We start from the raw sequence: 24,406 nt of genomic DNA, 5'->3' as shown, positions 1-24,406 counted from the left end.
AGAAAAGAAGGCCGTCCATCAAAGCTATATACTTTGGGGACGGCCTTCAAATTTTATTTCTTCAACCACATATCCAACCACTCAAAGAATGTACGTTGCCATAGAACGCCATTCTGGGGTTTCAATACCCAATGGTTCTCATCCGGATAAATCAGCAACTCGGCCGGTACCCCCCGAAGAACCGCGGCGTTAAACGCTGCCATTCCTTGATTAGCCAAGATCCGGTAATCCTTCTCTCCATGGATACAAAGGATAGGCGTATCCCATTTGTCCACGAACTTATGCGGAGAGTTCGCGAATGTACGCTGAGCCGTAGCGTTCTGCTTTTCCCAGTACGCTCCACCCATATCCCAATTGGCGAACCACATCTCTTCCGTTTCCAGATACTGCATTTCCATATTAAAGATACCATCGTGGGCGATAAACACCTTGAAACGTTTATCATGATGACCTGCCAACCAATATACGGAGAATCCACCGAAGCTGGCGCCTACACAACCCAAGCGATCCTTATTTACATACGGTTCCTTGGCTACCTCGTCAATAGCGGTGAAATAGTCTTTCATGCATTGTCCGCCATAATCGCCGCTGACAGCCTCATTCCATTCCAAGCCAAATCCGGGAAGACCCCGACGGTTCGGTGCCACGATAATATAGTCATTAGCCGCCATGATCTGGAAATTCCAGCGGTAAGACCAGAACTGGCTCACAGGGCTTTGCGGGCCACCCTCACAGAACAACAAGGTAGGATACTTCTTATTCGGATCGAACTGAGGCGGATAGATAACCCACGTTAGCATCTGCTTGCCATCCGTCGTCTTCATCCAACGTTCCTCTACCTTACCCATCGTAAGCTGGTCGTAAATATGTTTGTTTTCAAACGTAAGTTGAGTTACCGTATGATCCCCTGTCAAATCGATCGAATAGATCTCGTCTCCCATGCTCATGGAATGACGTTGAGCGATCAGCTTATCGCCCAGAAGAGCGACAGAGGCGTAATCGTACATACCTTCGGTCAGCGGGGTAATCTTATTGCCATTCGCCAAGTCTATCTGATAAACCTGCGACTCGCCATGCCAAACGCCCGTGAAATAGATACGCTTGCAATCAGCGCTCCAGCAATAAGAATCCACGTTGGAGTCAAAATCCTTGCTTACGAATGTTTTCTCACCCGTCTCCAGATTCATTACCATCAAGCGATTTTGATCCGCCTCGTAACCATCACGTTCCATACTTAGCCAAGCGATACTCTTTCCGTCCGGAGAATAGGTGGGATTCGTATCATATCCCTTGTTCTCTTCCGTTATATTGGTCGTTTGCTTCGTATTCAGATCATATACATAAATATCCGAATTCGTAGAGATCGCATATTCTTTACCCGTCTTTTTGCGGCTGGTATAGGCAATCTTGTCCGAGGTAGTGTTCCAAGCCAATTGCTCGATACCGCCAAACGGCTTCATCGGGCTCTCAAACAACTCGCCCTCCATTACATCCACAGGATTGCTGATCGATTTGCCATCGAAATCGGCAACAAAAGGATGCGGAGCGGTAGTCACCCACTCATCCCAATGCTTGTACATTAAATCCGTAATGATAACACCTGTCGCCTTATCCAAATCCGGATATTTATCAGCGGTACTATTCACGGTTTTCACTTGCGAGATAAACAAGACCTTTTTCTCATCGGGAGAGAAAGCGAAACCCTCGATATCCTTATCATAATCGGAAAGTCGCTTACGGTCCGTCCCATCCGGATTCATTTCCCAAAGCTGGCTGCTACCACTCTCGTTACATAAGAAAGCGATCTTGGTTCCTCCTTTGATCCATACGGCCTCGTTCTCAGCGAATCCGGTTTTCGTGATTTGCTTATTATCCGATCCGTCAGCGTTCATCACGAAGACCTCACGGTTGCTCTTGTTTTCCGGTACGCTATAATACGCCACCGTATACACCACTTTTTTCCCGTCCGGAGATACGTTCATACCGCCGATACGTCCCATGGCCCACAAAGCTTCCGGGGTCATGCGACCGTCTTTGATCCGGATGTCCGACTTCCCGATAAGGTTCTTATCACCGGTCTCCTTCACGTTCACATCCGTAGCCGGATTGCAAGCACCTAACAGTAGAGATGTTGCCATAATCATTGTTCCGATAGATTTATTCATGCCGTTATAATATATTACAATTTGAGTGCGAAAGTACTAAATATAATTTATATCTTCGCGTTACTAATTATAAGAACTGAACAGTATGAATAAGATTTGGTTATTTGGAGCCGCTGTATGTATGGTATTAGCACTCGGCTCATGTAAACCTAAACAGAGCGCGTACAAGGCTGCTTACGAACAGGCCAAAGAAAAAGAGTCGACGGCTCCTGTTGAGGTTGTAGAACAAGAGGAAGAAGTTGTTGAGGTCGCTCCTGTCTCAAAACCCAGAACCTCTACGGCTACCACTCGTACGGAAAAAATCAACGCCGCTCAAGGCGAGGACGCTAGCCGTCTGAAACGTTATAGCGTTGTTGTCGGTAGTTTCAAGAATAAGACAAACGCTTACGCATTAAAAGAACGTATGCAGAATGATGGCTATAACGCAGTGTTGGGCGAGAACGAGCAAGGTATGTTGCGTGTGATCGTCGCTAGTTTCGACAATAAAGCGGACGCCGCCGATAGCCGTGATGCCATCAAGGCGAAATACGCTCCTAACTTCCAAGACGCTTGGTTATTGGAGAGAGCTTATTAATTGTAAGCTATCAGAAAAGATAAAAGCGGAAGGTCTCGTTAGCCTGTAAGAAGAATCTTGCAGGTTATCGAGACCATTCTATTTGAAGGAAACATAAGGACATAAAAATAGCCCGACTTCAACAGCCGAGCCACTTTTCACCAATCTAATCTAACTTAACCTAAAACAAAAACCATCTTTTTCTTTTTGCCTTTCTCTTCTTATATCCTAACAACCTTTTTACCTTAAAAACGTAATACCTATTCGAAATTGTATAAACTCAAAACATCTAAACACATATGATATAAACGAATTACTCTTCATAAACAGGCCACGCACCTTCTTTCGTACAAACGAAAGCCGCTGTCTTTACAGCGAAATGATGGGCCTCGCTTAAGGACTTCCCCTTTAAGAGCGAGATGATTAGAGCCCCCGAAAAAGCATCCCCCGCCCCGACCGTATCCGCCACCGTGACCTCCGGCGTGGGCAACGTAGAGATCTCCTCTCTCGTATAAATCGTACTATGGGAGCTCCCCGCAGTCAAGACAAACATCCGAAGGCCGTATTTCTCAATAAACCATAAAGCCACTTCCCTCTCAGTTCCATTCAAGCCGAATAAGTCCCGAAGAACGTTAAACTCCTCATCATTCACCTTCAACACATTCGCTAAGTACAAAGACTCCTCGATCAACTCCTTATCATAGTATCGCTGGCGAAGATTGATATCCAGCAAACGATAAGCGTCTTTCGGCGCAAACGACGAGATCGCTTGTATCGTCTCCCGGGACTGACGGGAACGCTGGGCTAATGTACCGAAACAAATAGCGTCCGCTTTCTCCGCCAAATCAATCGCATCGGATGTAGGCGATATATGATCCCAAGCCACTCGCTCATGAATCGTATAAGTAGGGATACCTTCTCGTAACTCTACCTGAACGGTTCCCGTCGGGTAAGGCACTTTCTCGATCAAATGCTGAATATGATTCTTATCCAACTCATCAACGATCTCTTTACCCAACTCATCATCTCCGACAGCGCTGATAGCATATCCCTCAGCACCTAGGCAAGACGCATGATAGACAAAATTAATCGGGGCACCCCCAGCCTTTTTCCCGGAAGGAAGCATATCCCATAATAATTCTCCAATCCCAACGACAATTGGTTTACGTCTTGATTCAGTCACCTGTTCCATGGTCTTTCTATTAAAAACAACTTTCGTACTTATCGACACCGCAAAAGTATATCATCGTTATAAATACAACGATAACTATAGCTACAAGATAAATCACACAAGTTACATAAAAGATTTATTTCCAAGGGACAATAACAGACGTTACCCGTATGTAACATCTGTACAAGCAGCATCCTTACAAAGACTCTATAAACTCGGTTGGCGTTATATTATAAACCGCCTTAAAGCATTTGGAGAAATAGGCCGGCGAGCCGAATCCCGTGGCATAAGCAACCTCGCTAATCGTTCCGGATCGCTGCTTCAATAGGGCGGATGCCTTTTTCAAACGATAGTTACGCAAAAAGTCCGTAGGGGTAATCCCGGACAACTCCTTCACCTTTCGATATAAATGCACACGAGACAGGCCCAGTTTCTCACTGCCTTTCTCTATACTGAAATCGGGATCGCTATAATTCTCCTCTATTAAAGCGATAAACTTACGCATAAACAAATCATCCAGACTCTCCACCTTCCCTTTTGTCTCGATGGAAAGTCCCGCAGGCGATTGAGACTCTTTCAAGAAAACCTCCCGCAAACGATTACGTTCTTCCAACAACTTAATGATACGTAATTTCACGATCTCGATATTGAACGGTTTCTGGATATACTCATCCGCTCCCCCCTCAAATCCATACAAGCGTTGACTGTCATCCGAAAGAGCCGTAAGCAAGATTACCGGGATATGACTGAGGGCCATATCCGACTTAACCCGGCGGCAAAGCTCGAAGCCATTCATCTCCGGCATCATCACGTCACTGACGACCAGTGATACATTTTCCTTCAATAGAATATCCAAGGCCTTGGCACCATTCTCCGCTACAAGTACATTAAAATTCCCGGACAACTCATGCTGTAAATAAGCTCGAATATCCCAATCATCCTCAACGATCAAGATCGTATAATCATATTTCTTATTCAACGTTTCTTGAACTTGGGATATATCCAAATGCGCTACACCAGAGGACGATTCGGTCGCATTCGACAGAAAGACACAAGATTCATCAAAATGAGATTTACCTTTCGGGATCTGAACGGTAAACGCTGTCCGTTCGCCTTGCTCGCTTTCCACGTGGATCGAGCCTTGATGCATAAGGACAAATTCCCGTGTCAGATGCAGTCCGATACCCGTTCCCGGAGCATAGCTTTGTCCGCTTGTAAAAAAGCGCTCGAATACGGAGGCTAGGTTTTCCGGGGGAATACCCTCTCCATTATCTTCCACCGATAAGACAACCTCCGTCTCCTCCTCCCGCAAACGAATCGTAATCTTCCCCTGCTCCGGGGTAAACTTAAAAGCGTTCGAAAGCAAGTTCGTTAATATCTTCTCCATTTTGTCCGTATCCACCCAAACAAAAAGAGAATCCATTTCATGCAGGAAGGTATAATCAATTCGCTTACTCTGGGCCAGAGTATTAAAATAAGATTTCACCTCTTGGATTAAAAAGACCAAATCCATCTTAGTAACCCGCAATCCCATCTTATTATTCTCTATCTTCCGAAAATCCAGCAATTGGTCGATCACACGTTTCAAGCGTTCCGCATTCTTCTTAACGATGCGGATATCATCCGCAAAAGCGCCTGCCGGGGCATCTTGCGCCATCTTGTTCAGAGGCCCTAGAATCAAGGTTAAAGGAGTCTTTATCTCGTGAGATACATTCGTAAAGAACTGCAATTTCTGTGTCGTGACTTGCTCGATACGCTGGCTTGCTACCGAGAGTTCCTCTTTCTGTTGTTGTACCAAACGATTTCTCTCATTCAACAAATGATTCTTCTGGCGCACTTTACGATTAATATAAACCGTGTAAATAGCGGAACCACCCAACAAAAGCGCCAATATCAAGATAATAATCAAGGAACTATAAAGAAAGTTATATTTCGAGAGCAATTGCGACAAATTCGCACGCTGTTTCTCGATCTGGCGTTGATATTCTACCAACCGGTCTGATTGTAAATAAAGGGTACCGGCGTTGGTCTTATCGATCATAGCGGTGCTTAACGCATACTTTTTCGTATAAGCTTGTCCGCTTAAGATCTGCCAAGCTACCTTAATAGCCACCCCACCACCTGTCGGATAATAAAAAGAGGCATCCAACTTACCCTGCGCAACCGCCTCCACGCCCAAGCCTCCTCCCAAGAGTCCATCCACGCCTATAAATTCCACGTGTCCCACCAGCGACGAATCTCGCTCCTCAATCGCCTCACGGGCCCCTAAGGCCATCATATCATTATGAGCGAAAACGATATCGACATCCTCTATGGAATCCAGCTTCAAGACTTCCTCATAGGCATTCTTCCTGTACCAATACCCATCCAACTCCCGGATCTTCACATTCGGATCAATAGACATCGCATCGACAAAACCTTGATGTCTTTCTGTAGCGGAGGAAGAGCCTCTCCGTCCCCATATCTCTAAAATCGTTGTCTCCTTCTTGATCAAGGAGCTGACGTACATTCCGATCGAGCGACCGATCTCGTAATTATCCGCTCCAATATACGTCGTATATTCATCGCTATTAATTTTCCGGTCCAATATGATAGTGGGAATACCAGCCCTGTACGCCTCAACAGCGACAGGCGTAACAGGCTCGGTCTCATTCGACGATATAATCAGCAAATCCACCTTTTTCTTGATAAAACCTTTTATCTGGCTGATCTGAGTATCATTATCTTGAATGGCATCCATCACGACCAGCTCGATCTCCGGATGATTTAAAGCCTCTACTTCCATATCACGTATCATGGATTGACGCCAAATATCCGTCATCGAGCATTGAGATACACCGATGACATATTTCTTTTCTTTTTTACCGGGTGAACAGGCAAAGCAAAGAATAAGGGATAGCCAAAGCAGGATATAAAGCGGGTTTCCTTTCATGTGGTATATTTAATTCGATCGTTTATTCTACAAATATACGAAAACTATTCCGAAATTACCCCCAAACAAGTCAAGGTATCTTTTAACAACGGGGTAAATCTATGGATACCGATTTCATTCAAATGATCAGCGTCCCTATAGCAAGAATCAGGTAGCGATACAGCCGTATAATTTAAATAAAAGACCGTTTTATCATCCACGTATTCCCGAGCCAAAGAATCCGTCAATTCTCGATAACTCGAAGGAACCCGTTCCATATATTCCGTGGAAACAGGGGCATTGTACAAAATAAGAGACAGATCCCGCTTCTTACATTCCTCTACGATTCGCCCCAACATCTCTTGTTGAAATGAGGATGGCAATAAATAAGCACCCTTATCATCATAGTAATGACGATCGATAATAACGTCTAGTGTTCCCCCGGTCGCCCCTGTGAAAATACGCTCGATCACATTCCTTTTAATCTCAGCTACGCAATTCTTGAACGGAACGCCAAACTCATATGAATACATGACCTCCTTACGGGTTACCGGCGAAACAGCCTCCTGTACCAAGGGTCGCAAATCCTCCCGCTCCTTCAGATGGGGATAAATAGACATATAGGCAGGAAACTCATCCTGATAGGAATCATCGGCCACGGTAAACGTGTGATAACCAAACCCCAATATCACGGTTTTCAAATGGGGAAGGTAAGGCGCTTTCAAGCATAAATCGATATAGGTATTGAAATAATTCTCACTGGATTTAGCGTCATTCCTCGATTTCCCCAGCATATCGGCGGATATCGAATGTAAAGGATGGGAATCTCCCAAAATCAATACCTCTACTTCCGGATCACTCTTGAGGCTGGGTACGCTTATATGAAAATAGGAGCGGATCAACAGACAACTAAGCAACCCTAAACATCCTACCACCCCTAAATACCGGAATATAGCTATAAAGAACCTTCTCATACTTATCAGAATTGAAAATAAATGAAACCTTGTGGATTACTGGCGTCGAAACCATAGATGATAATCAGCAATACCGTATAGATAACATACCGAACCGGAAGGCTCAGGTCCTCTATCATCAACCCATGCGCTTGTTTTCGGCCGATCCATTCCACAATGAACATAAGAGCCGTGAAAAAGAAACATTTCTTCAGCAGGAGTTGCCCGAATCCCAAGCCCACAAGTTGAGGAGCCGAGAATAATGAGGCATTGAACATCCGCTCGAGGTACACAGCCGCTTGAGATATATCTTCCGACCGGAACAGAATCCATCCCAATAAGACCAGTAGAAACGTAACTCCCATCTGTGTCAATTCCTTCACAGAGGGAAGGAAACTGTTTTCCGCCACGGAATCTCTATACCTCCTATTTTGACCCAACAATAACAATGGCAGAAACAACAACGCATGATACGCTCCCCATGCCACAAACGTCCAGTTAGCCCCATGCCAGAATCCACTTACCAAGAAAATAACAAGGGTATTCCGGAAGCTCTTCCATTTTCCGACCCGGCTCCCCCCTAGCGGTATATAGATATAATCCCGGAACCAAGTCGTCAACGATATATGCCAACGCCGCCAAAACTCCGCTATATCCCGAGAGAAATAAGGATACTTAAAGTTCTGCATAAGGTCTATGCCAAATAACCGGGCACAGCCGATCGCTATATCCGAGTATCCGGAAAAATCACCGTAAATCTGTATCGTAAAGAAGAAAGCCCCCAGAAACAAGGTACTCCCATCCAACGTCTGGTAATTCTCAAACACACCGTTCACGAACAAAGCGCAGTTATCGGCAACCACCACTTTCTTGAAAAATCCCCAAAGCATCTGGCGTATACCATCCAACGCCAGATCACAATCGAAATTACGAGGCCGGAGAAACTGAGGCAACAAATGGGTAGCCCGTTCTATCGGGCCCGCCACTAATTGGGGGAAGAAACTGATATAAGCGAAGAATGCCACGATATCATGAGTCGCCTTGATTTTACCTTGGTAAACATCAATCGTATAGCTCAAAGCCTGAAACGTATAAAAGCTGATCCCGACAGGGAGCAAGATATTCAACGTCACGTAATCGGCATCCCAGCCCAATAGGTGAAGGACATTTACCAAATTCTCGGTAAAAAAATCAAAGTACTTAAATACACCCAAGATCGAAAGGTTCAGTAAAATATTGCCGGCACTTATCCACTTTTGGACCGACCGGTTGCCAGCGCATTTCTCCAAATAGACTCCACTCAAGTAACTGCATAACGACGTAAACAGGATCAGCAGCAAAAAGCGCCAGTCCCACCATCCGTAGAACAGGTAACTAACAGCTACCACAAATAGATTTTGCCACCGCAAAGACTTGAAAACAAACCAGTAACCAAAGAAAACCAATGGCAGGAATATAAGGAACTCTATGGAATTAAATAACATAAATATTTAATTTTCAGACTCAAGAATATGTATCATCAAGGCGCAAAGATAAGGAATATCAAGCATTGACCAATAAATATTTCGTATATTCGTGGCTCAGAAATACAATAAGATACAGAGATGAAGATAATCAACGAACAATTACTCGACGAGACCCAGGCCAAAGCCTTGCAGTCTCCCCGCCTGCGAATGAACTATAATTTCCATGAGAGATTGGATGATCCGATCAATCGGTTACTGAATGCCATGGAGCCCGGTACGTATTTGCGTCCGCACCGGCATTTAAATCCGGCGAAAGACGAGATCTTCTTGTTGCTACGTGGAAAGGTAGCGGTATTCTTGTTTGACGAGGAAGGGAATATCACGGAGAAAACGATACTGAATCCAAAGGAAGGTGCTTATGGAGCGGAGATCAAGGCCGGAACATGGCACGGGCTTCTGGTACTGGAATCCGGATCGGTTATTTATGAGATAAAGCAAGGGCCGTTCGCACCGCTAGCACCGGAGAACCTAGCGCCTTGGAGCCCCGAGGCGGAAGATACGGAGGGAGTAAAGAAGTATCTGGAATGGCTCGAGAGCCAAATATGATCGATGATACTTTTAGTATAACAAGCTAGCGATCAGCCTCGTATAACAAGAGCTATCCGATGGTTTTAACAATGCCCATTCTAAAGTGTTTACGATGCCCATTGTAAAGACCTTACGATGCCCATTATAAGGAGCTTACAATGGGCATTGTTATTATTTCTGGAAAACCTTCGTCGATTTAATCATCACGTCGTGTAAAGGACGATCGTTCTTATCCGTCTTTACCACGGAGATCTTCTCTACGATATCGAAGCCTTCCACTACCTCGCCAAAGATCGTTACCGAGCCATCCAGATGCGGAACGCCACCGATCGTCTTATAAATCTCACGCCGTTCGGCCGGGATCACTACCGGGCCTAATACCGCCAACGTATCTTCCACCAAGATGGACGCACGGGCATGTAACTCATTCTCCAAGGAATCGGCGGCCAAGGAAGGATCTTGCTTTTTCAGCTCATCCCGGAATTTATAGTACAACCAGTTGCGGCGGATCTCATTGATACGAGCCTCTTTCTCCGCAAGCTCCTTGTCGTCCAAGACTTTCCCTTGCACAAAACAGAACTGCGTACCGGCGGAGGCACGTTCCGGATTCACGGCATCGATCTCTTTTGCGTCGATCAAAGCGCCTTTCTTATTAAAATGATTGGGTAATATCTCGGCGGGAACGGTATAACCACCATCGCCATCCCCATACAAGGCACCCGGCTCATGCGCCTTACTCTCCGGATCACCACCTTGCACGACAAACTCCTTGATAACACGGTGGAAAAGCATACCCTCATACTCGTTCGACTGGCAAAGCTTGATGAAGTTATCCCGGTGAAGAGGCGTATCGTCGTATAGCAGGACGGTGACGTCTCCCATCGTCGTCTTGATTTTCACATATACGGGTTTATTCGGGTCCAAAGGCTTATCCCCACAAGCTACCAACGTGAGCAAGAGCAGGAACAGCGAGAAAATTTGTCGTTTCATACCTGTTTTATTTATCGGATTAAGTAGTTACAAAGCCCGTTATTCCTCCGCATAGATCAACATCTGGCAATTCTTGCAGTCGAAGCGCAAACGCAAGAGCGTTTCCTTATAGCGCAGGAAGTAAGGCTCCTTATAGGGAGACTTCTGCTTCTGGTAAGTAGGGCACCATCCCATACTGTACCGCAGGCAATGTTTCGTGAACATCAAAGGGACATCCTTCCGGGGAGACAACTCGAAAGCGTCTTCCACGGCAGTCACGCCATGTGCCTTATAAAAGGCACCAGCCTTGCTATTGGAGACATTCCCTAAATAGGTCAGACATTTCTCTGGGAAAGGGATTTCCAGAGTCTCGCCTACACACGGCTTTACCGGACGAGCCTCTTCCCTGCGGTAACGAATCCGCCGGGTAGAGATAAGCCTCTCCACCCCTTGCCTACGCATCTCGGCCAATAAAGAAGAAGGGACAAACCAGTTATCGGACATCGCCACGGTGACCTCCACCGCCTCAAAAGGCGTATTTCCCAACTTAGAGAGCTGGGTACGGATATTCTCCGCTTGATCCCGCCGGGCCGGTTCTTTCTCGAACGGCTGGGTAAGCATGATACGGGCTCCTGTCTCGTCTGTCATACTTAACGTGAAGCCAAAGGCGTTATCTTGAAATTCCATCCGGACAGAGAGCTTCCGCTCGGCGGATGGCTTGGATAGCAGTTTATCAAACTCTTGATCGAAATTCCGGTACAAAGGCATCTTCGGACGGATCGCCGGGCGATCCAACGTAAAGATCCGGTTCGCCTCCACACGGTTTACCCGGAAGCCCTCCAACTCCCCTTTCTCGTTGAAGAAGGTAAGCCCGTCTCCGTTATTCAATTGTTTCAGTCCGGCGATCGTGAAAGAGTTTCCTTTCAGTTCCTTCACCGTACCCACCGGCTCCCCCAAGGACTTAGGCGTATCAAAGCTGGTGATATCCTTCGTGCGCTCCTTCCATAAGAAAGGCGTGAAACCCCGGTTGAAGCTTTTCTCCGCCACAGGTTCGAACGTGTAAGTGCTATGCCCGGCCGAGGCACGACGGTATTCCGGCCGACGGGCCAAGATAGCGTCCAGTTTCTTCCGGTACCAAGCCGTTACGTTTTTCACGTAAGATACATCCTTCAAACGACCCTCGATCTTCAAGGAAGAGACACCGGCATCCAACAACTCCTCCAAGTATTCGCCCCGGTTCATGTCCTTCAAGGATAAGAGATGCTTACCCGATACGATCTCCTTCCCGTCCGCGTCGATCAAGCTATAAGGCAGGCGGCAATACTGGGCGCATTCCCCCCGGTTGGCGCTTCGTCCGCTCAAGGCGGCACTCAGGTAACACTGGCCGCTATAGCTTACGCACAGCGCCCCGTGTACGAAGACCTCCAGAGGCACGGTCGTTCGCTCGGCGATCTCCCGTATCTGGTTCAGCGATAGCTCCCTCGCCAATACGACTTGCGTGAAACCTACCTCTTGCAGGAATCTCACCTTCTCCGGCGTACGGTTATCCGTTTGCGTACTGGCGTGCAAGGGGATAGGCGGAAGGTTCAACTGGGTGATACCCATGTCTTGAACGATCAAGGCATCCGCCCCGGCCTCGTAAAGTTGCCAGATCATTTGCTCGGCCTCTGCCAGCTCCTCTTCTTTCAAGATAGTGTTCAAGGCCACGTAAATACGAGCCGAATAGAGATGGGCGTAATCGCAAAGCTGCCGTATATCGTCCAGCGTATTACCAGCGGCGGCACGGGCTCCAAACTTCGGGGCACCGATATACACGGCATCGGCACCATGGTTAATCGCCTCCCTGCCGCAAATCAGATCCTTAGCGGGAGATAACAGTTCTATCGAACGGGGTTCTTTTCTCATTTACAAGCTTCCTAGTTTTTTGATATCTTCCCGGCGGAACGGGGTCTCTTGGTATACGTAATAGTTCAGCCAATTAGTGAACAGCAGGTTCGCGTGCCCCCGCCAACGTACCACCGGGCCTTGCGCCGGATCGTTGTTCCGGTAATAATTACGAGGCTTGTTGATGGGCAATCCCTTCCCCAAATCACGCATATACTCATCATTCAGCGTATAGGGCGAATACTCGGAATGGCCGGTGATGAAGAATTCCCGTCCGCCACGAGCCATCGCCATATAGACGCCGGATTCCTCGCTCTCGGACAATAAGGTGAGCTCGGGCACCTTCATGATATCCTCCCGGCGAATCTCGGTATGACGGCTATGAGGCACGAAGAACTCGTCATCGAACCCCCGGAAGATCGGAACAAACGGTTCCCGGAGCGAATGACGGAAGACACCGAACATCTTGGCCGGCAAATCATATTTAGGCACCCCATAGAAATGGTATAGCCCCGCTTGCGCCGCCCAGCAGATATAGAGCGTGGAGGTAACATGCGTACGGGCCCAATCGAATATCTGCGTGATCTCCTCCCAATAACTAACTTCCTCGAAAGGCATCTGCTCCACGGGAGCGCCCGTCACGATCATCCCGTCGTAGAAATCATCCGCCATCTCATCGAAATCCTTATAAAATTCCTGCATATGCTCGATGGGCGTATTCTTCGGCGTATGTCCCTTGATCTTCATGAAATCAAGTTCCACTTGCAGGGGTGTATTACTGAGGAGGCGAACCAAGTCCGTCTCGGTCGTTATCTTAAGGGGCATCAAATTCAATACGACTACCCGAAGGGGGCGGATATCCTGCTCCGACGCGCGCAAGGAATCCATCACGAAGATGTGTTCCTTCTTCAGCAGCTCGATAGCCGGTAAGTTCTTTTGTAAATTTAATGGCATTTTCTATCTCTGATTATTATATGAGCGCAAAGATAATGAGAATTTTCTCATTATCGCTTATACTTCGCCACCATGATCACGGGGTTATCCTCCTCGTGCATACCCGCGGCGATCTCCTTTAACTTGCCTTTGAGGTGTCCTTCTTGATAGGCCTCGACAAGTTCGGGGGTATTTATCCGCCACGTGAAGGCGATCTCGTCGTTATTGAAGACCGTGAGGTCGAAAATCTCGTCCACGAGATTGGCGATCGGTACTTCTTTCGTGAAATCATCGTTATACAGGACATACTCAGATACTTCCTTTGTCTCCCTATCGTACACCAAATCGGTTCTCATCAACCGATAGTAGGTATCCATCATCGCCAAGTTCAATTCTTTCTTTACGGTCTGCATAAAACAATAGCGATCCGTAACCACACCCGGGAAAAGAAAGATCTCCGGGCTCATGGATTGAATAGAGGGAGTCCTTACGATAAAGGGCTTTAATCCATCAGCGGGCGAATAGGTGTAGACCGTATCGCAAGATGGCTCCGTAAGTAGCCAACGATCCCCGTAAGGGACGATACAAGGGTTATTAACCATACCTATGCCCTTTTCGTCGAACAATACTTGCGACACCTTTTTCTCAAAAGGAATCTCTATCTCTTTCGAGACGCTCCCGTCTTGCTTGGATATGAGCTGGAACAGATTTCTAGGCTCCAAGTCCTCCTCCTTGGTCGTGAAATTGAATGTGCGTCCACTATTGGAATCCTGGACGATGAAATGCTCATTGTCGAAATCATACAGGGAATAAAAAGCGCTAAAATCCGCAAACCCGTCCCCATTGAACTTAAAACGTCGCTTGAAATTGCCGTACAAATCATAGACCAGCACACTGCCATCGGCCCTATTCCCCACGAATATCTCCCCTTTCTCGTCATCCAGATAGACACCGCTCGTTGCGGCATACTCCTCGTTCCCCTGCCCTTTCCGATTGATATGCCGAATAGCCTTACCTTTCCGGTCATAAATAAAGATATCACCATCGACGGCCCACATATTTCGTATGATCATCACATCCTTCCCAATCGCCTGCAACCAGCCTAGCGTCACGAACTCGTCCGTCGTCTCCAACGGAATATATTCCACATCAAAAAGATCTTGCAAGATCAGTTCCTTTTTGGGATAATCTTTCGATACGTCCACCACGATAAGATCCTCTTTCTCTTGGGTAGAAGAGGTACCGCAACCAACCATACCTCCCGTTAATAAAAACATTCCCGCCGCTATCAAGCTCTGTCTCATAATAGTCTTTTCTTTTAGTTTAAATTTAAGGATAAAGGCAAATAACATTCACCCTGTGCAATATAGGGAATTTTTAATGGCTACGCAAAGATTTGTTCGAAAAATTCGTAAATATCTCACTATTTAATGGTTATTATAAATAAGAAAACCAATGGAACCCATCCTATAACTCAATGGGATCTTGTTCGTATTCCATTGAGTTATAGGATGGGTTCCATTGGTTTATAAATTGATATCCATATATCTGCTTTAGGTATAAGGATTAGAAACCTCCCCCTAAAGCCTTATACAGGTATACCACCGACAGCAACTCATCCAGCACGGCATTGTTCAAACCGATCTGGGCGTCCAGCAAACCACGCTGGGCATCCAATACGTCCATGTAGCTGATGACACCGTTGATGTATTGCAGTTGGGCGAGTTCCAGATATTTACTGGCGGAGGCTTCCAGATTCATGCGGGAAGCACGGATCTCCTTCACCTTGCGGACGGTCACGATAGCGTTGTTCACCTCCTTGAAAGCGCCTAATACGCTCTTCTCGTAACTATAGACCTCTTGCTCGTAACGAGCCTTCGCCGCTTTCACTTTCGCCTTGTTCTTCCCCATGGCGAAGATCGGCTGCAACAGGCTTCCGGCAATAAAACCTGCCGGACTCTTCAAGATACTGCTTAACTCATCGCTCTCGAAACCGTAATTACTTGTCAAACGGATCTTCGGGAATAAGTCCGTTTGCGCCACACCCACCTGAGCGTTCGCCGCCCGAAGCTTAAACTCCGCTTGACGCATATCCGGCCGGCGCTCCAGCAAAGAAGACGGTAAGCCGATCGGTAAGGCATCCGGCAGGTGTTGGTCGCTCAAGGAAAGGCCACGGGGGATATCATCCGTATACTCGCCCAACAACATGCTGAGGTCGCTTTCCTTGATCTTGATCTGACGCTCCAGCGAGGGGATCAAGGTCTCGGTACGGGCCAACTCCACTTGGGCTTGGTTGTAAGCCGTCTCGGAAGTAAGTCCGCCCTCATAGCGAAGCTTCGCCAAGCGGACACCCTCACGACGTGCGTCCAAGGTTTGTTGTACGATCGACAACTCTTGGTCCAAGGCGCAAAGTTGATAATAATTGGCGGCTACCTCGGCGATGATGGTCAATCGCAAGGCACGCTGCCCCTCCACGGTCTGCATATAGGAAGCGATGGTAGCCTCGTTCGCCCAGCGGAGGTTACCCCATAAATCCAATTCCCAAGACAAAGTCAACTTCGCCCCAAACTCCGGATCGGGCTTCGGATCATCCCCTCCATAGTTCAAGCGTTCCTTTTGCGCATAGATATTCGCACCCACCTCCGGCAGCATATTCGCGAAAGAGATCCGTTTGGCGGCGATCATCTCCTTCACCTTGGCGGCGGCGATCTTCATATCCTTATTATTATCCAGAGCCTTTTTGATCAAATCTTTCAAGGTCTCATCGGCGTAAAGGCTCTCCCAAGGGATATTCTCCACGGACGCCGTATCGGTCGTATCCGTATAAGCCTCGATCCGGTCCGGCAGGTTCAACTCCGGACGTGCGTACCGCTTTCCGATCTTGCAGGAAGAGAACGCCAGCATAGAAACGACGAAAGCGGCTATATAGAAATTCTTTGTCATCATAATTTTCCGTTTTTGTGTCTCTTTAAAATAGAGGTTACCACTTCTTTCTTTTGAGCGATACGTTCCATCCGCATCTTTCCCTTTATCTTATAGATCAAGACAAAGAAGAAGGGAACCAACACGATACCTACCGTAATCGCCACCAGCATACCGAAGAACACGCCCGTACCGATACTATGGCGGGAAGCTGAGCCCGGCCCGCTAGCCAACACCATCGGAAGCATACCCAACACGAAAGCCAACGAGGTCATCAAGATCGGGCGGAAACGCATCTGGGCGGCATGGATAGCGGCTTTCACCACATCTACCCCGTTATCCACCTGTACCTTGGCGAACTCGACGATCAAGATAGCGTTCTTCGCCGCCAAACCGATCAGGGTTACCAGACCGATCTGGAAATAGATATCGTTCTCCAACCCCGTCACCCAGATACCCAAGTAAGCACCCAACGTGGCGACCGGCAAGGAAAGCAATACGGCGATCGGCACGATCCAGCTCTCATACTGAGCCGCCAAGAACAAGAAGACAAACAAGAATACCAACGCCAAGACAAATCCCGTCTGCCCGCCGGCCTGTTTCTCCTGATAGGAAAGACCACTCCACTCCAGACCGATATTCTCGGGCAGATGCTCCCTAGCGATCCGTTCCATCGCCGCCATCGCCTCGCCCGTACTATATCCCGGGGCGGCTACAGCGTTGATCGAGGCCGTGGTGAACATATTGAAACGCTTGATCGTTCCCGGGCCGGTCGTATATTGGGTCGTGCCCAAGGCGGTCAAGGGAACCATCGCCCCGTCCTTGCTGCGCACGAAGAACAAGTCCAGATTATCCCGGGTAGCCCGGTAAGGCGCCTCCGCTTGGATATATACACGGTAAATACGGTTGAACATATTGAAGTCGTTCACGTACACGGAGCCTAGATAAGCTTTCATGGTCGAGAAGATATCGGACAAAGGGATGCCGAGGAACTTCGCCCGGTCACGATCCACGTCGAAATACAACTGCGGGATCTCGCTCTGCATGGCGGAAGATACGCCTTGAAGCTCCGGCGCCTGCGAGGCGTAATACAGGAAGGTATCCGTGGCGCTTACCAGATTATCCCAGCTAGCGTCTCCCCTAGCCTCCAACTGCATCTCCAAGCCACCGCTCTCGCCCAAGCCCGGGATTACCGGCGGACGGTTCACGTACGACTTAGCCTCGGGGTAATAATAGAATTCCCGGCGGGCATCGGCCATCACGTCCTCTACCTTCATACCGGAGGATTTACGCTCTTCCCACGGTTTCAGGATCACCGTCAGCGTGGCACGCCCTTGGTTCGTACCGACACGGGGACTGCTACCCGTTACGTTCTGCACGTAGGCCACGGCCGGATGATGGTCGAGGAACTCGATCGCACGGTCTGTCACGGCACGTGTACGCTCCAAGGTAGTACCCTCGGGCATCTCCAGCTCTACGGTGAAGAATCCTTGATCCTCCTCCGGGATAAAGCTGGTAGGCAACACCCGGTTCAAGACGAAGATAGCCACCAGTACCATCCCGAACCCTGCCAAGATACGGCGGGGATTAGCGATGGAGATACGCAACAACTTCGTATATTTCTTATTTCCTTTCGCCAACCACAGATTGATCTTACGGAAAATAAACGCTTTCTTCTTATGAGACGGACGCAAGATAATGGCGCACATCGCCGGGCTCAACGTCAAGGCCACTACCGTGGACAACAACACGGAAACTACGATCGTAACGGAGAACTGACGGTACAACTGCCCCGTGATACCTCCCAAGAAACTCACCGGCACGAACACGGCGGCCAATACCATGGAGGTAGCGATCAAGGCGCCGGATAATTCCCGCATCGCCTTATGCGTAGCCTCACGGGCGGTCACACGTTCCTCGGCCATGATACGCTCCACGTTCTCCACCACCACGATAGCGTCGTCCACCACGATACCGATCGCCAAGATCAATCCCAGCAAGGTAAGCATATTCAACGAGAAGCCGAAGATCAACATGAAACCGAACGTTCCGATCAAGGAGATCGGGACAGCGATCGTCGGGATCAAGGCCGCACGCCAATTCTGCAACGAGAGGAACACCACGAGAACGACCAAGAAGAGGGCCTCGAACAAGGTCTTATACACCTCGTGCACGGACTGGGAGATATACTCCGTCATATCAAACGGGAAATTATACTCCAAGCCTTCCGGGAAGTTCTTGCTGATATCCTTCATCGCCTCTTTCACCTTCGTGGCGACCTCCAGAGCGTTCGCTCCCGGCAACATATAGATACCCAAGATAGCGGCGTTCTTCCCGTTGATCCCACTCTCCGTAGAATACGAGGAAGCCTCCAGCGATACCCGGGCCACGTCGCTCATCCGGACGATCGAGCCATCCGGGTTCGCCCGCACCACGATATCCTCAAACTCCTTCACGGTGGACAAACGTCCCGGGGCCGTGATAGGCAAGGTGACATCCACGTCCAGCACAGGTTGCTTACCCAGCTCGCCCGCCGCCGATTCCCGGTTCTGGTCTTTCAAGGCATCCTGCAAGTCCTTTACCGTCAATCCCATATTGGCCAACCGATCCGGATACACCCAGATCTGCATACCGTAATAACGACTACCGATATTCGATACACGGCCTACGCCCGGGATACGGCGCAATACGTCCAACACGTTGATCGTGGCGAAGTTACTCAGATAGATCTCGTCAAACTTCGGATCGTCGGACATCAAGCTCAAGGTCATCAACTGGCTGGGTGCCTGCTTCTCGATCGTGATACCATTCTGGATCACCTCGGCGGGCAAACGACTCTCGGCCAGTTTCACACGGTTCTGGATCTCGACAGCCGCCAAGTCCGCGTCGGCGGATACATCGAAGGTCACCGTAATATTCAAGCTACCCGAGTTCGAGCTACTACTTTGCATATAAATCATGCCGGGCGTACCATTCAGCTCCTGCTCGATCGGGGTAGCGACCGCTTGAGACACTGTCAGGGCGCTCGCTCCCGGATACGTGGCGCTGATCTTCACCACGGGGGGCGTAATCTGCGGATACTGGTCCACAGGCAACAATGCCAGTCCGATGATTCCGACAATCACGATCAGGATCGATAAGACGGTCGAAAAGACAGGACGGTCTATAAAGAATCCCGGTTTCATTGTTCTTCCTCCTCTCTAAGCGCTTGGATAGCCTTCTCGTCGCCGGCCTCTACCGCATGTACCTTCACGCCCGGTACCAATTTATGATAACCCTCTACCACTACTCGCTCGTTCTCGCCCAAGCCTCGTTCGATCACGACCTTGTTGCCGATCTCCGGGCCGGTCTGCACGAAACGCTTCTCGGCGATATCGTCCCTACGGATGATATAGATGAACGCACCTCCTTTCTCGATCGAGAGCGCTTTCCGGGGAACGACGATCGAACGCTCTCGGACATCCAGCAGGAGCTTCACTTTCGTGAACTGTCCGGGCAATAATTTCTGGTTCGGGTTGGATAGTTCCGCACGAACGCCAAACGTACCGGTCTTCGGGTCCACCAGCGGATCGGCGAAGTCCACGATACCTTTTACCGGGTATTCAGAGTCATCCGCCAAGGTAACCGTCACGGTAGGCTGCCAAGAACGGGTCGTGTCCCGCTCGCCAAATTTCACGTTACGACGCTCGGCACGCAGGTAATCCAAGGCGGTCATCTTAAAATCGACCAATACCGTGTCGCTCTTCACGACAGCCGCCAATTTCGAATTGACACCCGGGCCCACCAAAGCGCCCACATCCACGAAACGCTCACTGATATACCCGGACAGCGGCGAGGTCACTACCGTATAGCTCAACTCCATCTCCGCTTGATCCAGATCCGCCTTGCTCATGGCGATATTCGCCTCGGCGTCTTCCAGAGCGGCCGTGGCGTTATCCAAATCCAGCTGGCTGGCGGCGTGTTGCTCGTACAACGGTTTCAGGCGTTCCACATCACGCCGGGCCTTGGCCGCTTGGGCTTGGCTTTTCTTCAGTTGGGCTTTCGCCTTCTCTACCCTAGCACGATATTTATCGGGATTAATCATAAACAGGGGCTCATTCTGCTTCACCCGTTTACCTTCCTCAAACAACATTTTCTCTAGGAATCCCTCCACACGGGCATGTACCTCGACAAAGCTGGCGGCACGGATACGTCCCACGTACTCACCATAAATCTGCACGTCTTCTTTTGAGGGTTTGTCTACGATCACGATGGGCAATTGCTGCTCTTCCTTATGGTGGCAACCCGTCATCGCTACTACAAGGGCTATCAAGATAACCTGTACTTTTGCCAATCTTTTCTTGCTCATTCTACCTATATAAATTACTTATGTCACATTTGTCATTTAAGAAAGAAAGAATCATTCCATTTTTCTCGAGGACATCGATAATTAACGTTACTTCACTTAATAACAAACCGTATAGCGTTTATGTTAACATTTATACTAAAATTAGGGCATATCCAACTGGGGAATAAATCCACAACCAGCCGGGAAAGTCTACACTTAAAAATAAAAATCCCTTCGAATGAAATGCTTTTTCCATCCGAAAGGATTTCACAGATACCAGATCTTCATCTATTATCTTATTGATCAACCGACAACGCTTTCCACAAATTATCGTCCGGTACGGGAGCGACAATTCGCACGTTCTCTTTTGAAACCGGATGGATAAACTCCGCGCTACGGGCGTGCAAGCTAATGCCTCCATCCTTATTGGAACGATCGAAACCATATTTCAGATCCCCCTTGATCGGACATCCCATCTTCGCCAACTGACAGCGGATCTGATGGTGCCGCCCCGTCTTCAAATCGATCTCCAACAGATAATAATTATCCGAATGGGCGATCAATTTATAACGCAGGATAGCTTTCTTGGCATTCGGCCGCTCGGTATCGTAAGCGTAACTCTTATTTTGCTTCTCGTTCCGCACCAGCCAATCCACCAACTCACCCTCATCCTGCGGGGGACGGCTCTTGACGATCGCCCAATACGTCTTGCGCACCTCACCGACACGAAACATCTCGTTCAAGCGAGAAAGGGCCTTGCTCGTCTTGGCGAAAATCACGACCCCGCTCACCGGACGATCCAGACGGTGCGTGACACCGACAAAGACATTCCCGGGCTTGCAATACTTCTCCTTCAGCCATACCTTCAGCATCTCCGAGAGAGGCTTATCGCCCGTCTTGTCGCCTTGCACGATCTCACGGCAGGTCTTATCTACCGCTATAATATGATTATCCTCGTAAATAACCTCCATATTACATGTTCATACCGCCGTCAACCTGAATAACCTGTCCGGATACATAAGAAGACATATCCGAAGCCAAGAAGGTAGCGATATTAGCCACATCCTCCACCGTACCGCCACGGCGCAAAGGAATCTTCTTGCACCACTCGGCACGTACCTCGTCAGACAACTGAGCGGTCATATCCGTAATAATGAATCCCGGGGCGATAGCGTTCGCACGGATGCCACGAGAACCCAACTCCTGAGCGACAGACTTAGCCAAGCCGATCATACCGGCCTTGGAAGCGGAGTAGTTCGCTTGTCCGGCGTTGCCATGAACACCTACGACAGAAGACATATTGATAATGCTACCCGCACGTTGCTTCATCATGACCGGGGTACAAGCATGGATAAAGTTGAAAGCGGACTTCAAGTTCACGTTCAACACAGCGTCCCATTGTCCCTCGCTCATACGCATCATCAAGCCGTCTTTCGTGATACCGGCGTTGTTCACCAAGATATCGATACGTCCGAAATCCTTTACGATCTCGGCCACCACGTTATGAGTCTCCTCAAAGTTAGCGGCGTTAGAAGCGTATCCTTTCGCCTTTACGCCCAAGGCCTCGATCTCGGCCTGTGTAGCCAAGCCATTCTCATCGATCACTAGATCCGTGAAAGCGATGTTAGCGCCCTCTTGGGCGAACTTCAAGGCGATAGCCTTACCAATACCACGAGCGGCACCTGTTACGACAGCCACTTTACCTTCTAATAGTTTCATATTACTCAAATTTTTTAATATCAATGTTTAATCAAGCAAGCTCCCGTTGAATAGCCACCGCCGAATACCGTGATAGCGATCAAGTCGTCTTTCTTGAAATTCTTATCGTTCTGGGCATATACCAAGGCCGAGCTTACGGAACCCGTATTTCCCAGCTCCTCGATATTGTGCAAAAATTTCTCGTCCGGCAAGTTCAATTGCTTGGCGATATTCGCCATGATACGCATATTCGCCTGATGGCCGATGAAATAAGTAAGGTTATCCAGCGTATAACCGTTTTTCTCCAACAAATGAAGGACATTCTTAGGCATATAGGTACAAGCTTGGATAAATACGTCACGCCCCTCCGGCATCAAGATACCGCCGTCACGAGGACGCAAGTGAACCGCCTCCATCGCTTTCGACAAATGGCCGAGACCTTGCGTGTAGACCTCTACGATCTCAGCGTCACCCTCACCGATCCGCTCCTTGGAGATAAAGAAAGCGGCGGCGGCATCACCCCATAAATGGCCCGCCTTCGGGTCTGTCTCATTATAATAAGCGGAGTTCTTATCAGCGGAAAGCACCAAAGCCTTGGAAGCCTTCCCCATGGCGAAATATCCCTCCACAACCTCCAAGGCGTTCAAGAAAGAAGAACAAGCCGAGGATAGATATAAAGCTTTCGCGTCAGCGATAGTATACTCATGTTGAACCGTATGCGCGGCTGTCGCAACCGTATCATAGGGAGAATACGAAGCGGAGACGATCAAGTCTACCTCCGTGATATCGTAAGGCAATTTGGGAAGAGCGTCCTTCACGGCCTCAAGGCTCATGGTATTGATATTCTCCCCCTCTTTCGCTTTCGAGCGGGTATGAATTCCCGTCCGTTGCTCAATCCACTCACTTGTCAACCCGCTCAATTCAAGAAAATGTTGGTTATCTACCCGTTCTTCAGGCACATAAAACCCTGTCGCATTAATAAACATTCCTTAGTGTCTTTGATTTACTTAATCTTTATTCCGTTGAATATTAAATTCATCACATTGTCTCTACGTTTAATCCGCTGGCTGATATTATCACCCATGATCCCCCGGATATAGGGCACCTCCAGCCCTTTCAAGGCATGATGGAGCACGAGGGCGGTAATGTCCGTGTCCGGCATGCTGAATATACCCTCCTTCACGCCATCGTCCAATATTCCCTTTATGATCTCCACTTCCCGAAGGTCGAAGCTCTTACGTACCTTCTCCACCCGCCATATATCACGGAAGAAGGTAGCCCGCAACGTACCGTTCCGAAACACCAACGCCTTTACAGCGTCCAAGCGGCTATAGATAAACGTCAGCAGCTTCTCGTCCGCCGGCAGATCCTTGCTGGCCACGTCCACCAGCATCTTATGAAGCTGGTCCAGCTCCGACTCCACTACCGCCAAATAGATCTCGTTCTTGCTTTTAAAGTACGTATAAAGCGTACGTCTCCCCTTACGAGATGCCTGTGCAATATCGTTCATCGTTGTGTTATCAACCCCCATGCGGGCAAACAATTGTCTGGCCACATCCACCAACATGTCACGTGTTTTAGAAACTGTCATCGGCATTGTATTGCACATTTTGATTAAAACTGTGCGCAAAGTACTTAAAAAAGATCGTATCTACCAAGTATATTAAAAAAAACTTGCAATAAATTTGTTTTGTAAGAAAATATCCCTACCTTTGCACTCGCAATCAAGGAATGATAGCAACTATATCGCGGAGTGGAGCAGTGGTAGCTCGTTGGGCTCATAACCCAAAGGTCGTAAGTTCGAGTCTTGCCTCCGCAACTAAGAAAAGCCTTCCGGTCTGTGACCAGAAGGCTTTTCTTTTTTCG

The 24,406-nt window shown here is 48.5% G+C and carries 18 protein-coding genes and 1 tRNA gene; 3 read left to right on the top strand and 16 right to left on the bottom strand.

Annotated features, from left to right (window positions below):
• Positions 1-53 precede the first annotated feature (53 nt).
• Positions 54-2,165, bottom strand: a complete 2,112-nt coding sequence (locus tag DW205_RS00660; protein WP_008778265.1) for a S9 family peptidase — start codon at positions 2,163-2,165, stop codon at positions 54-56.
• Positions 2,166-2,250: 85 nt separating this feature from the next.
• Between DW205_RS00660 and DW205_RS00655 the strand changes: the two genes are divergently transcribed.
• A complete protein-coding gene (locus tag DW205_RS00655; protein ID WP_005856008.1) occupies positions 2,251-2,739 on the top strand; it encodes an SPOR domain-containing protein in 489 nt (162 codons plus the stop codon).
• Between the two features lie 292 nt (positions 2,740-3,031).
• Here the strand turns inward: DW205_RS00655 and DW205_RS00650 are convergent, their stop codons facing one another.
• The 4 genes from DW205_RS00650 to DW205_RS00635 all read right to left on the bottom strand — a co-directional run bounded on the left by DW205_RS00650 (position 3,032) and on the right by DW205_RS00635 (position 9,237).
• The gene (locus DW205_RS00650; protein ID WP_005856006.1) at positions 3,032-3,910 is read right to left on the bottom strand and encodes a carbohydrate kinase; all 879 of its coding nucleotides are present in this window, start codon (positions 3,908-3,910) and stop codon (positions 3,032-3,034) included.
• 175 nt (positions 3,911-4,085) lie between these two features.
• The gene (locus tag DW205_RS00645) at positions 4,086-6,821 is read right to left on the bottom strand and encodes a substrate-binding domain-containing protein (protein WP_005868095.1); all 2,736 of its coding nucleotides are present in this window, start codon (positions 6,819-6,821) and stop codon (positions 4,086-4,088) included.
• A 44-nt stretch (positions 6,822-6,865) separates the two neighbouring features.
• Complete coding sequence (locus DW205_RS00640; RefSeq protein ID WP_005868094.1) at positions 6,866-7,774, bottom strand: hypothetical protein; 909 nt, start codon at positions 7,772-7,774, stop codon at positions 6,866-6,868.
• A 5-nt stretch (positions 7,775-7,779) separates the two neighbouring features.
• Positions 7,780-9,237 carry an MBOAT family protein gene (locus DW205_RS00635; protein WP_005868093.1) on the bottom strand — a complete coding sequence of 486 codons (1,458 nt, stop codon included), beginning with the start codon at positions 9,235-9,237 and terminating at the stop codon, positions 7,780-7,782.
• Positions 9,238-9,357: 120 nt separating this feature from the next.
• Between DW205_RS00635 and DW205_RS00630 the strand changes: the two genes are divergently transcribed.
• Positions 9,358-9,825 (top strand): WbuC family cupin fold metalloprotein, encoded by a 468-nt coding sequence (locus tag DW205_RS00630; protein WP_005855998.1) that lies wholly within the window; start codon positions 9,358-9,360, stop codon positions 9,823-9,825.
• 153 nt (positions 9,826-9,978) lie between these two features.
• Here the strand turns inward: DW205_RS00630 and DW205_RS00625 are convergent, their stop codons facing one another.
• From DW205_RS00625 to DW205_RS00575, 11 genes are all read right to left on the bottom strand, one after another.
• Entirely contained in the window at positions 9,979-10,797 is an 819-nt protein-coding gene (locus DW205_RS00625; protein WP_005855996.1) for a peptidylprolyl isomerase, read from the bottom strand.
• 39 nt (positions 10,798-10,836) lie between these two features.
• The gene (locus DW205_RS00620; RefSeq protein ID WP_005868092.1) at positions 10,837-12,681 is read right to left on the bottom strand and encodes a U32 family peptidase; all 1,845 of its coding nucleotides are present in this window, start codon (positions 12,679-12,681) and stop codon (positions 10,837-10,839) included.
• Positions 12,682-13,614, bottom strand: a complete 933-nt coding sequence (gene metA / locus DW205_RS00615) for a homoserine O-succinyltransferase (RefSeq protein WP_005855991.1) — start codon at positions 13,612-13,614, stop codon at positions 12,682-12,684.
• A gap of 50 nt (positions 13,615-13,664) precedes the next feature.
• A complete protein-coding gene (locus tag DW205_RS00610) occupies positions 13,665-14,897 on the bottom strand; it encodes a 6-bladed beta-propeller (protein WP_005868091.1) in 1,233 nt (410 codons plus the stop codon).
• A 262-nt stretch (positions 14,898-15,159) separates the two neighbouring features.
• Complete coding sequence (locus DW205_RS00605; protein WP_008778263.1) at positions 15,160-16,539, bottom strand: efflux transporter outer membrane subunit; 1,380 nt, start codon at positions 16,537-16,539, stop codon at positions 15,160-15,162.
• Positions 16,536-19,700, bottom strand: coding sequence for an efflux RND transporter permease subunit (locus DW205_RS00600; protein WP_005868089.1), 3,165 nt, complete (start codon positions 19,698-19,700; stop codon positions 16,536-16,538). Before DW205_RS00600 ends, DW205_RS00605 begins: the two co-directional genes overlap by 4 nt.
• The gene (locus DW205_RS00595; protein WP_008778262.1) at positions 19,697-20,863 is read right to left on the bottom strand and encodes an efflux RND transporter periplasmic adaptor subunit; all 1,167 of its coding nucleotides are present in this window, start codon (positions 20,861-20,863) and stop codon (positions 19,697-19,699) included. The genes DW205_RS00600 and DW205_RS00595 overlap by 4 nt, the downstream gene beginning before the upstream one ends.
• A gap of 275 nt (positions 20,864-21,138) precedes the next feature.
• Positions 21,139-21,813 carry an RluA family pseudouridine synthase gene (locus tag DW205_RS00590; protein WP_005868087.1) on the bottom strand — a complete coding sequence of 225 codons (675 nt, stop codon included), beginning with the start codon at positions 21,811-21,813 and terminating at the stop codon, positions 21,139-21,141.
• Position 21,814: 1 nt separating this feature from the next.
• Positions 21,815-22,561, bottom strand: coding sequence for a 3-oxoacyl-[acyl-carrier-protein] reductase (gene fabG / locus DW205_RS00585; protein WP_005855977.1), 747 nt, complete (start codon positions 22,559-22,561; stop codon positions 21,815-21,817).
• A gap of 20 nt (positions 22,562-22,581) precedes the next feature.
• Positions 22,582-23,526, bottom strand: coding sequence for a 3-oxoacyl-ACP synthase III family protein (locus DW205_RS00580; protein WP_005868085.1), 945 nt, complete (start codon positions 23,524-23,526; stop codon positions 22,582-22,584).
• Between the two features lie 17 nt (positions 23,527-23,543).
• Positions 23,544-24,137, bottom strand: coding sequence for a TetR/AcrR family transcriptional regulator (locus DW205_RS00575; RefSeq protein ID WP_005855975.1), 594 nt, complete (start codon positions 24,135-24,137; stop codon positions 23,544-23,546).
• Positions 24,138-24,287: 150 nt separating this feature from the next.
• Between DW205_RS00575 and DW205_RS00570 the strand changes: the two genes are divergently transcribed.
• A tRNA-Met gene (locus DW205_RS00570) sits at positions 24,288-24,359 on the top strand.
• Positions 24,360-24,406 lie beyond the last annotated feature (47 nt).

The organism is Parabacteroides sp. AM17-47, from assembly GCF_003434625.1.
GTDB classification, from domain to species: Bacteria; Bacteroidota; Bacteroidia; order Bacteroidales; family Tannerellaceae; genus Parabacteroides; species Parabacteroides distasonis.
The sequence above is the reverse complement of the archived record's forward strand: the minus strand, read 5'-3'. Positions and strand labels throughout refer to the sequence as shown.

Coding starts and splice junctions, on each gene's coding strand:
- DW205_RS00610 (WP_005868091.1), bottom strand. CDS start 14,897: ATGAGACAGAGCTTGATAGCGGCGGGAATGTTTTTATTAACGGGAGGT.
- metA (WP_005855991.1), bottom strand. CDS start 13,614: ATGCCATTAAATTTACAAAAGAACTTACCGGCTATCGAGCTGCTGAAG.
- DW205_RS00590 (WP_005868087.1), bottom strand. CDS start 21,813: ATGGAGGTTATTTACGAGGATAATCATATTATAGCGGTAGATAAGACC.
- DW205_RS00655 (WP_005856008.1), top strand. CDS start 2,251: ATGAATAAGATTTGGTTATTTGGAGCCGCTGTATGTATGGTATTAGCA.
- DW205_RS00595 (WP_008778262.1), bottom strand. CDS start 20,863: ATGAGCAAGAAAAGATTGGCAAAAGTACAGGTTATCTTGATAGCCCTT.
- DW205_RS00630 (WP_005855998.1), top strand. CDS start 9,358: ATGAAGATAATCAACGAACAATTACTCGACGAGACCCAGGCCAAAGCC.
- DW205_RS00640 (WP_005868094.1), bottom strand. CDS start 7,774: ATGAGAAGGTTCTTTATAGCTATATTCCGGTATTTAGGGGTGGTAGGA.
- DW205_RS00605 (WP_008778263.1), bottom strand. CDS start 16,539: ATGATGACAAAGAATTTCTATATAGCCGCTTTCGTCGTTTCTATGCTG.
- DW205_RS00620 (WP_005868092.1), bottom strand. CDS start 12,681: ATGAGAAAAGAACCCCGTTCGATAGAACTGTTATCTCCCGCTAAGGAT.
- DW205_RS00635 (WP_005868093.1), bottom strand. CDS start 9,237: ATGTTATTTAATTCCATAGAGTTCCTTATATTCCTGCCATTGGTTTTC.
- DW205_RS00625 (WP_005855996.1), bottom strand. CDS start 10,797: ATGAAACGACAAATTTTCTCGCTGTTCCTGCTCTTGCTCACGTTGGTA.
- DW205_RS00600 (WP_005868089.1), bottom strand. CDS start 19,700: ATGAAACCGGGATTCTTTATAGACCGTCCTGTCTTTTCGACCGTCTTA.
- DW205_RS00645 (WP_005868095.1), bottom strand. CDS start 6,821: ATGAAAGGAAACCCGCTTTATATCCTGCTTTGGCTATCCCTTATTCTT.
- DW205_RS00575 (WP_005855975.1), bottom strand. CDS start 24,137: ATGCCGATGACAGTTTCTAAAACACGTGACATGTTGGTGGATGTGGCC.
- DW205_RS00650 (WP_005856006.1), bottom strand. CDS start 3,910: ATGGAACAGGTGACTGAATCAAGACGTAAACCAATTGTCGTTGGGATT.
- DW205_RS00580 (WP_005868085.1), bottom strand. CDS start 23,526: ATGTTTATTAATGCGACAGGGTTTTATGTGCCTGAAGAACGGGTAGAT.
- fabG (WP_005855977.1), bottom strand. CDS start 22,561: ATGAAACTATTAGAAGGTAAAGTGGCTGTCGTAACAGGTGCCGCTCGT.
- DW205_RS00660 (WP_008778265.1), bottom strand. CDS start 2,165: ATGAATAAATCTATCGGAACAATGATTATGGCAACATCTCTACTGTTA.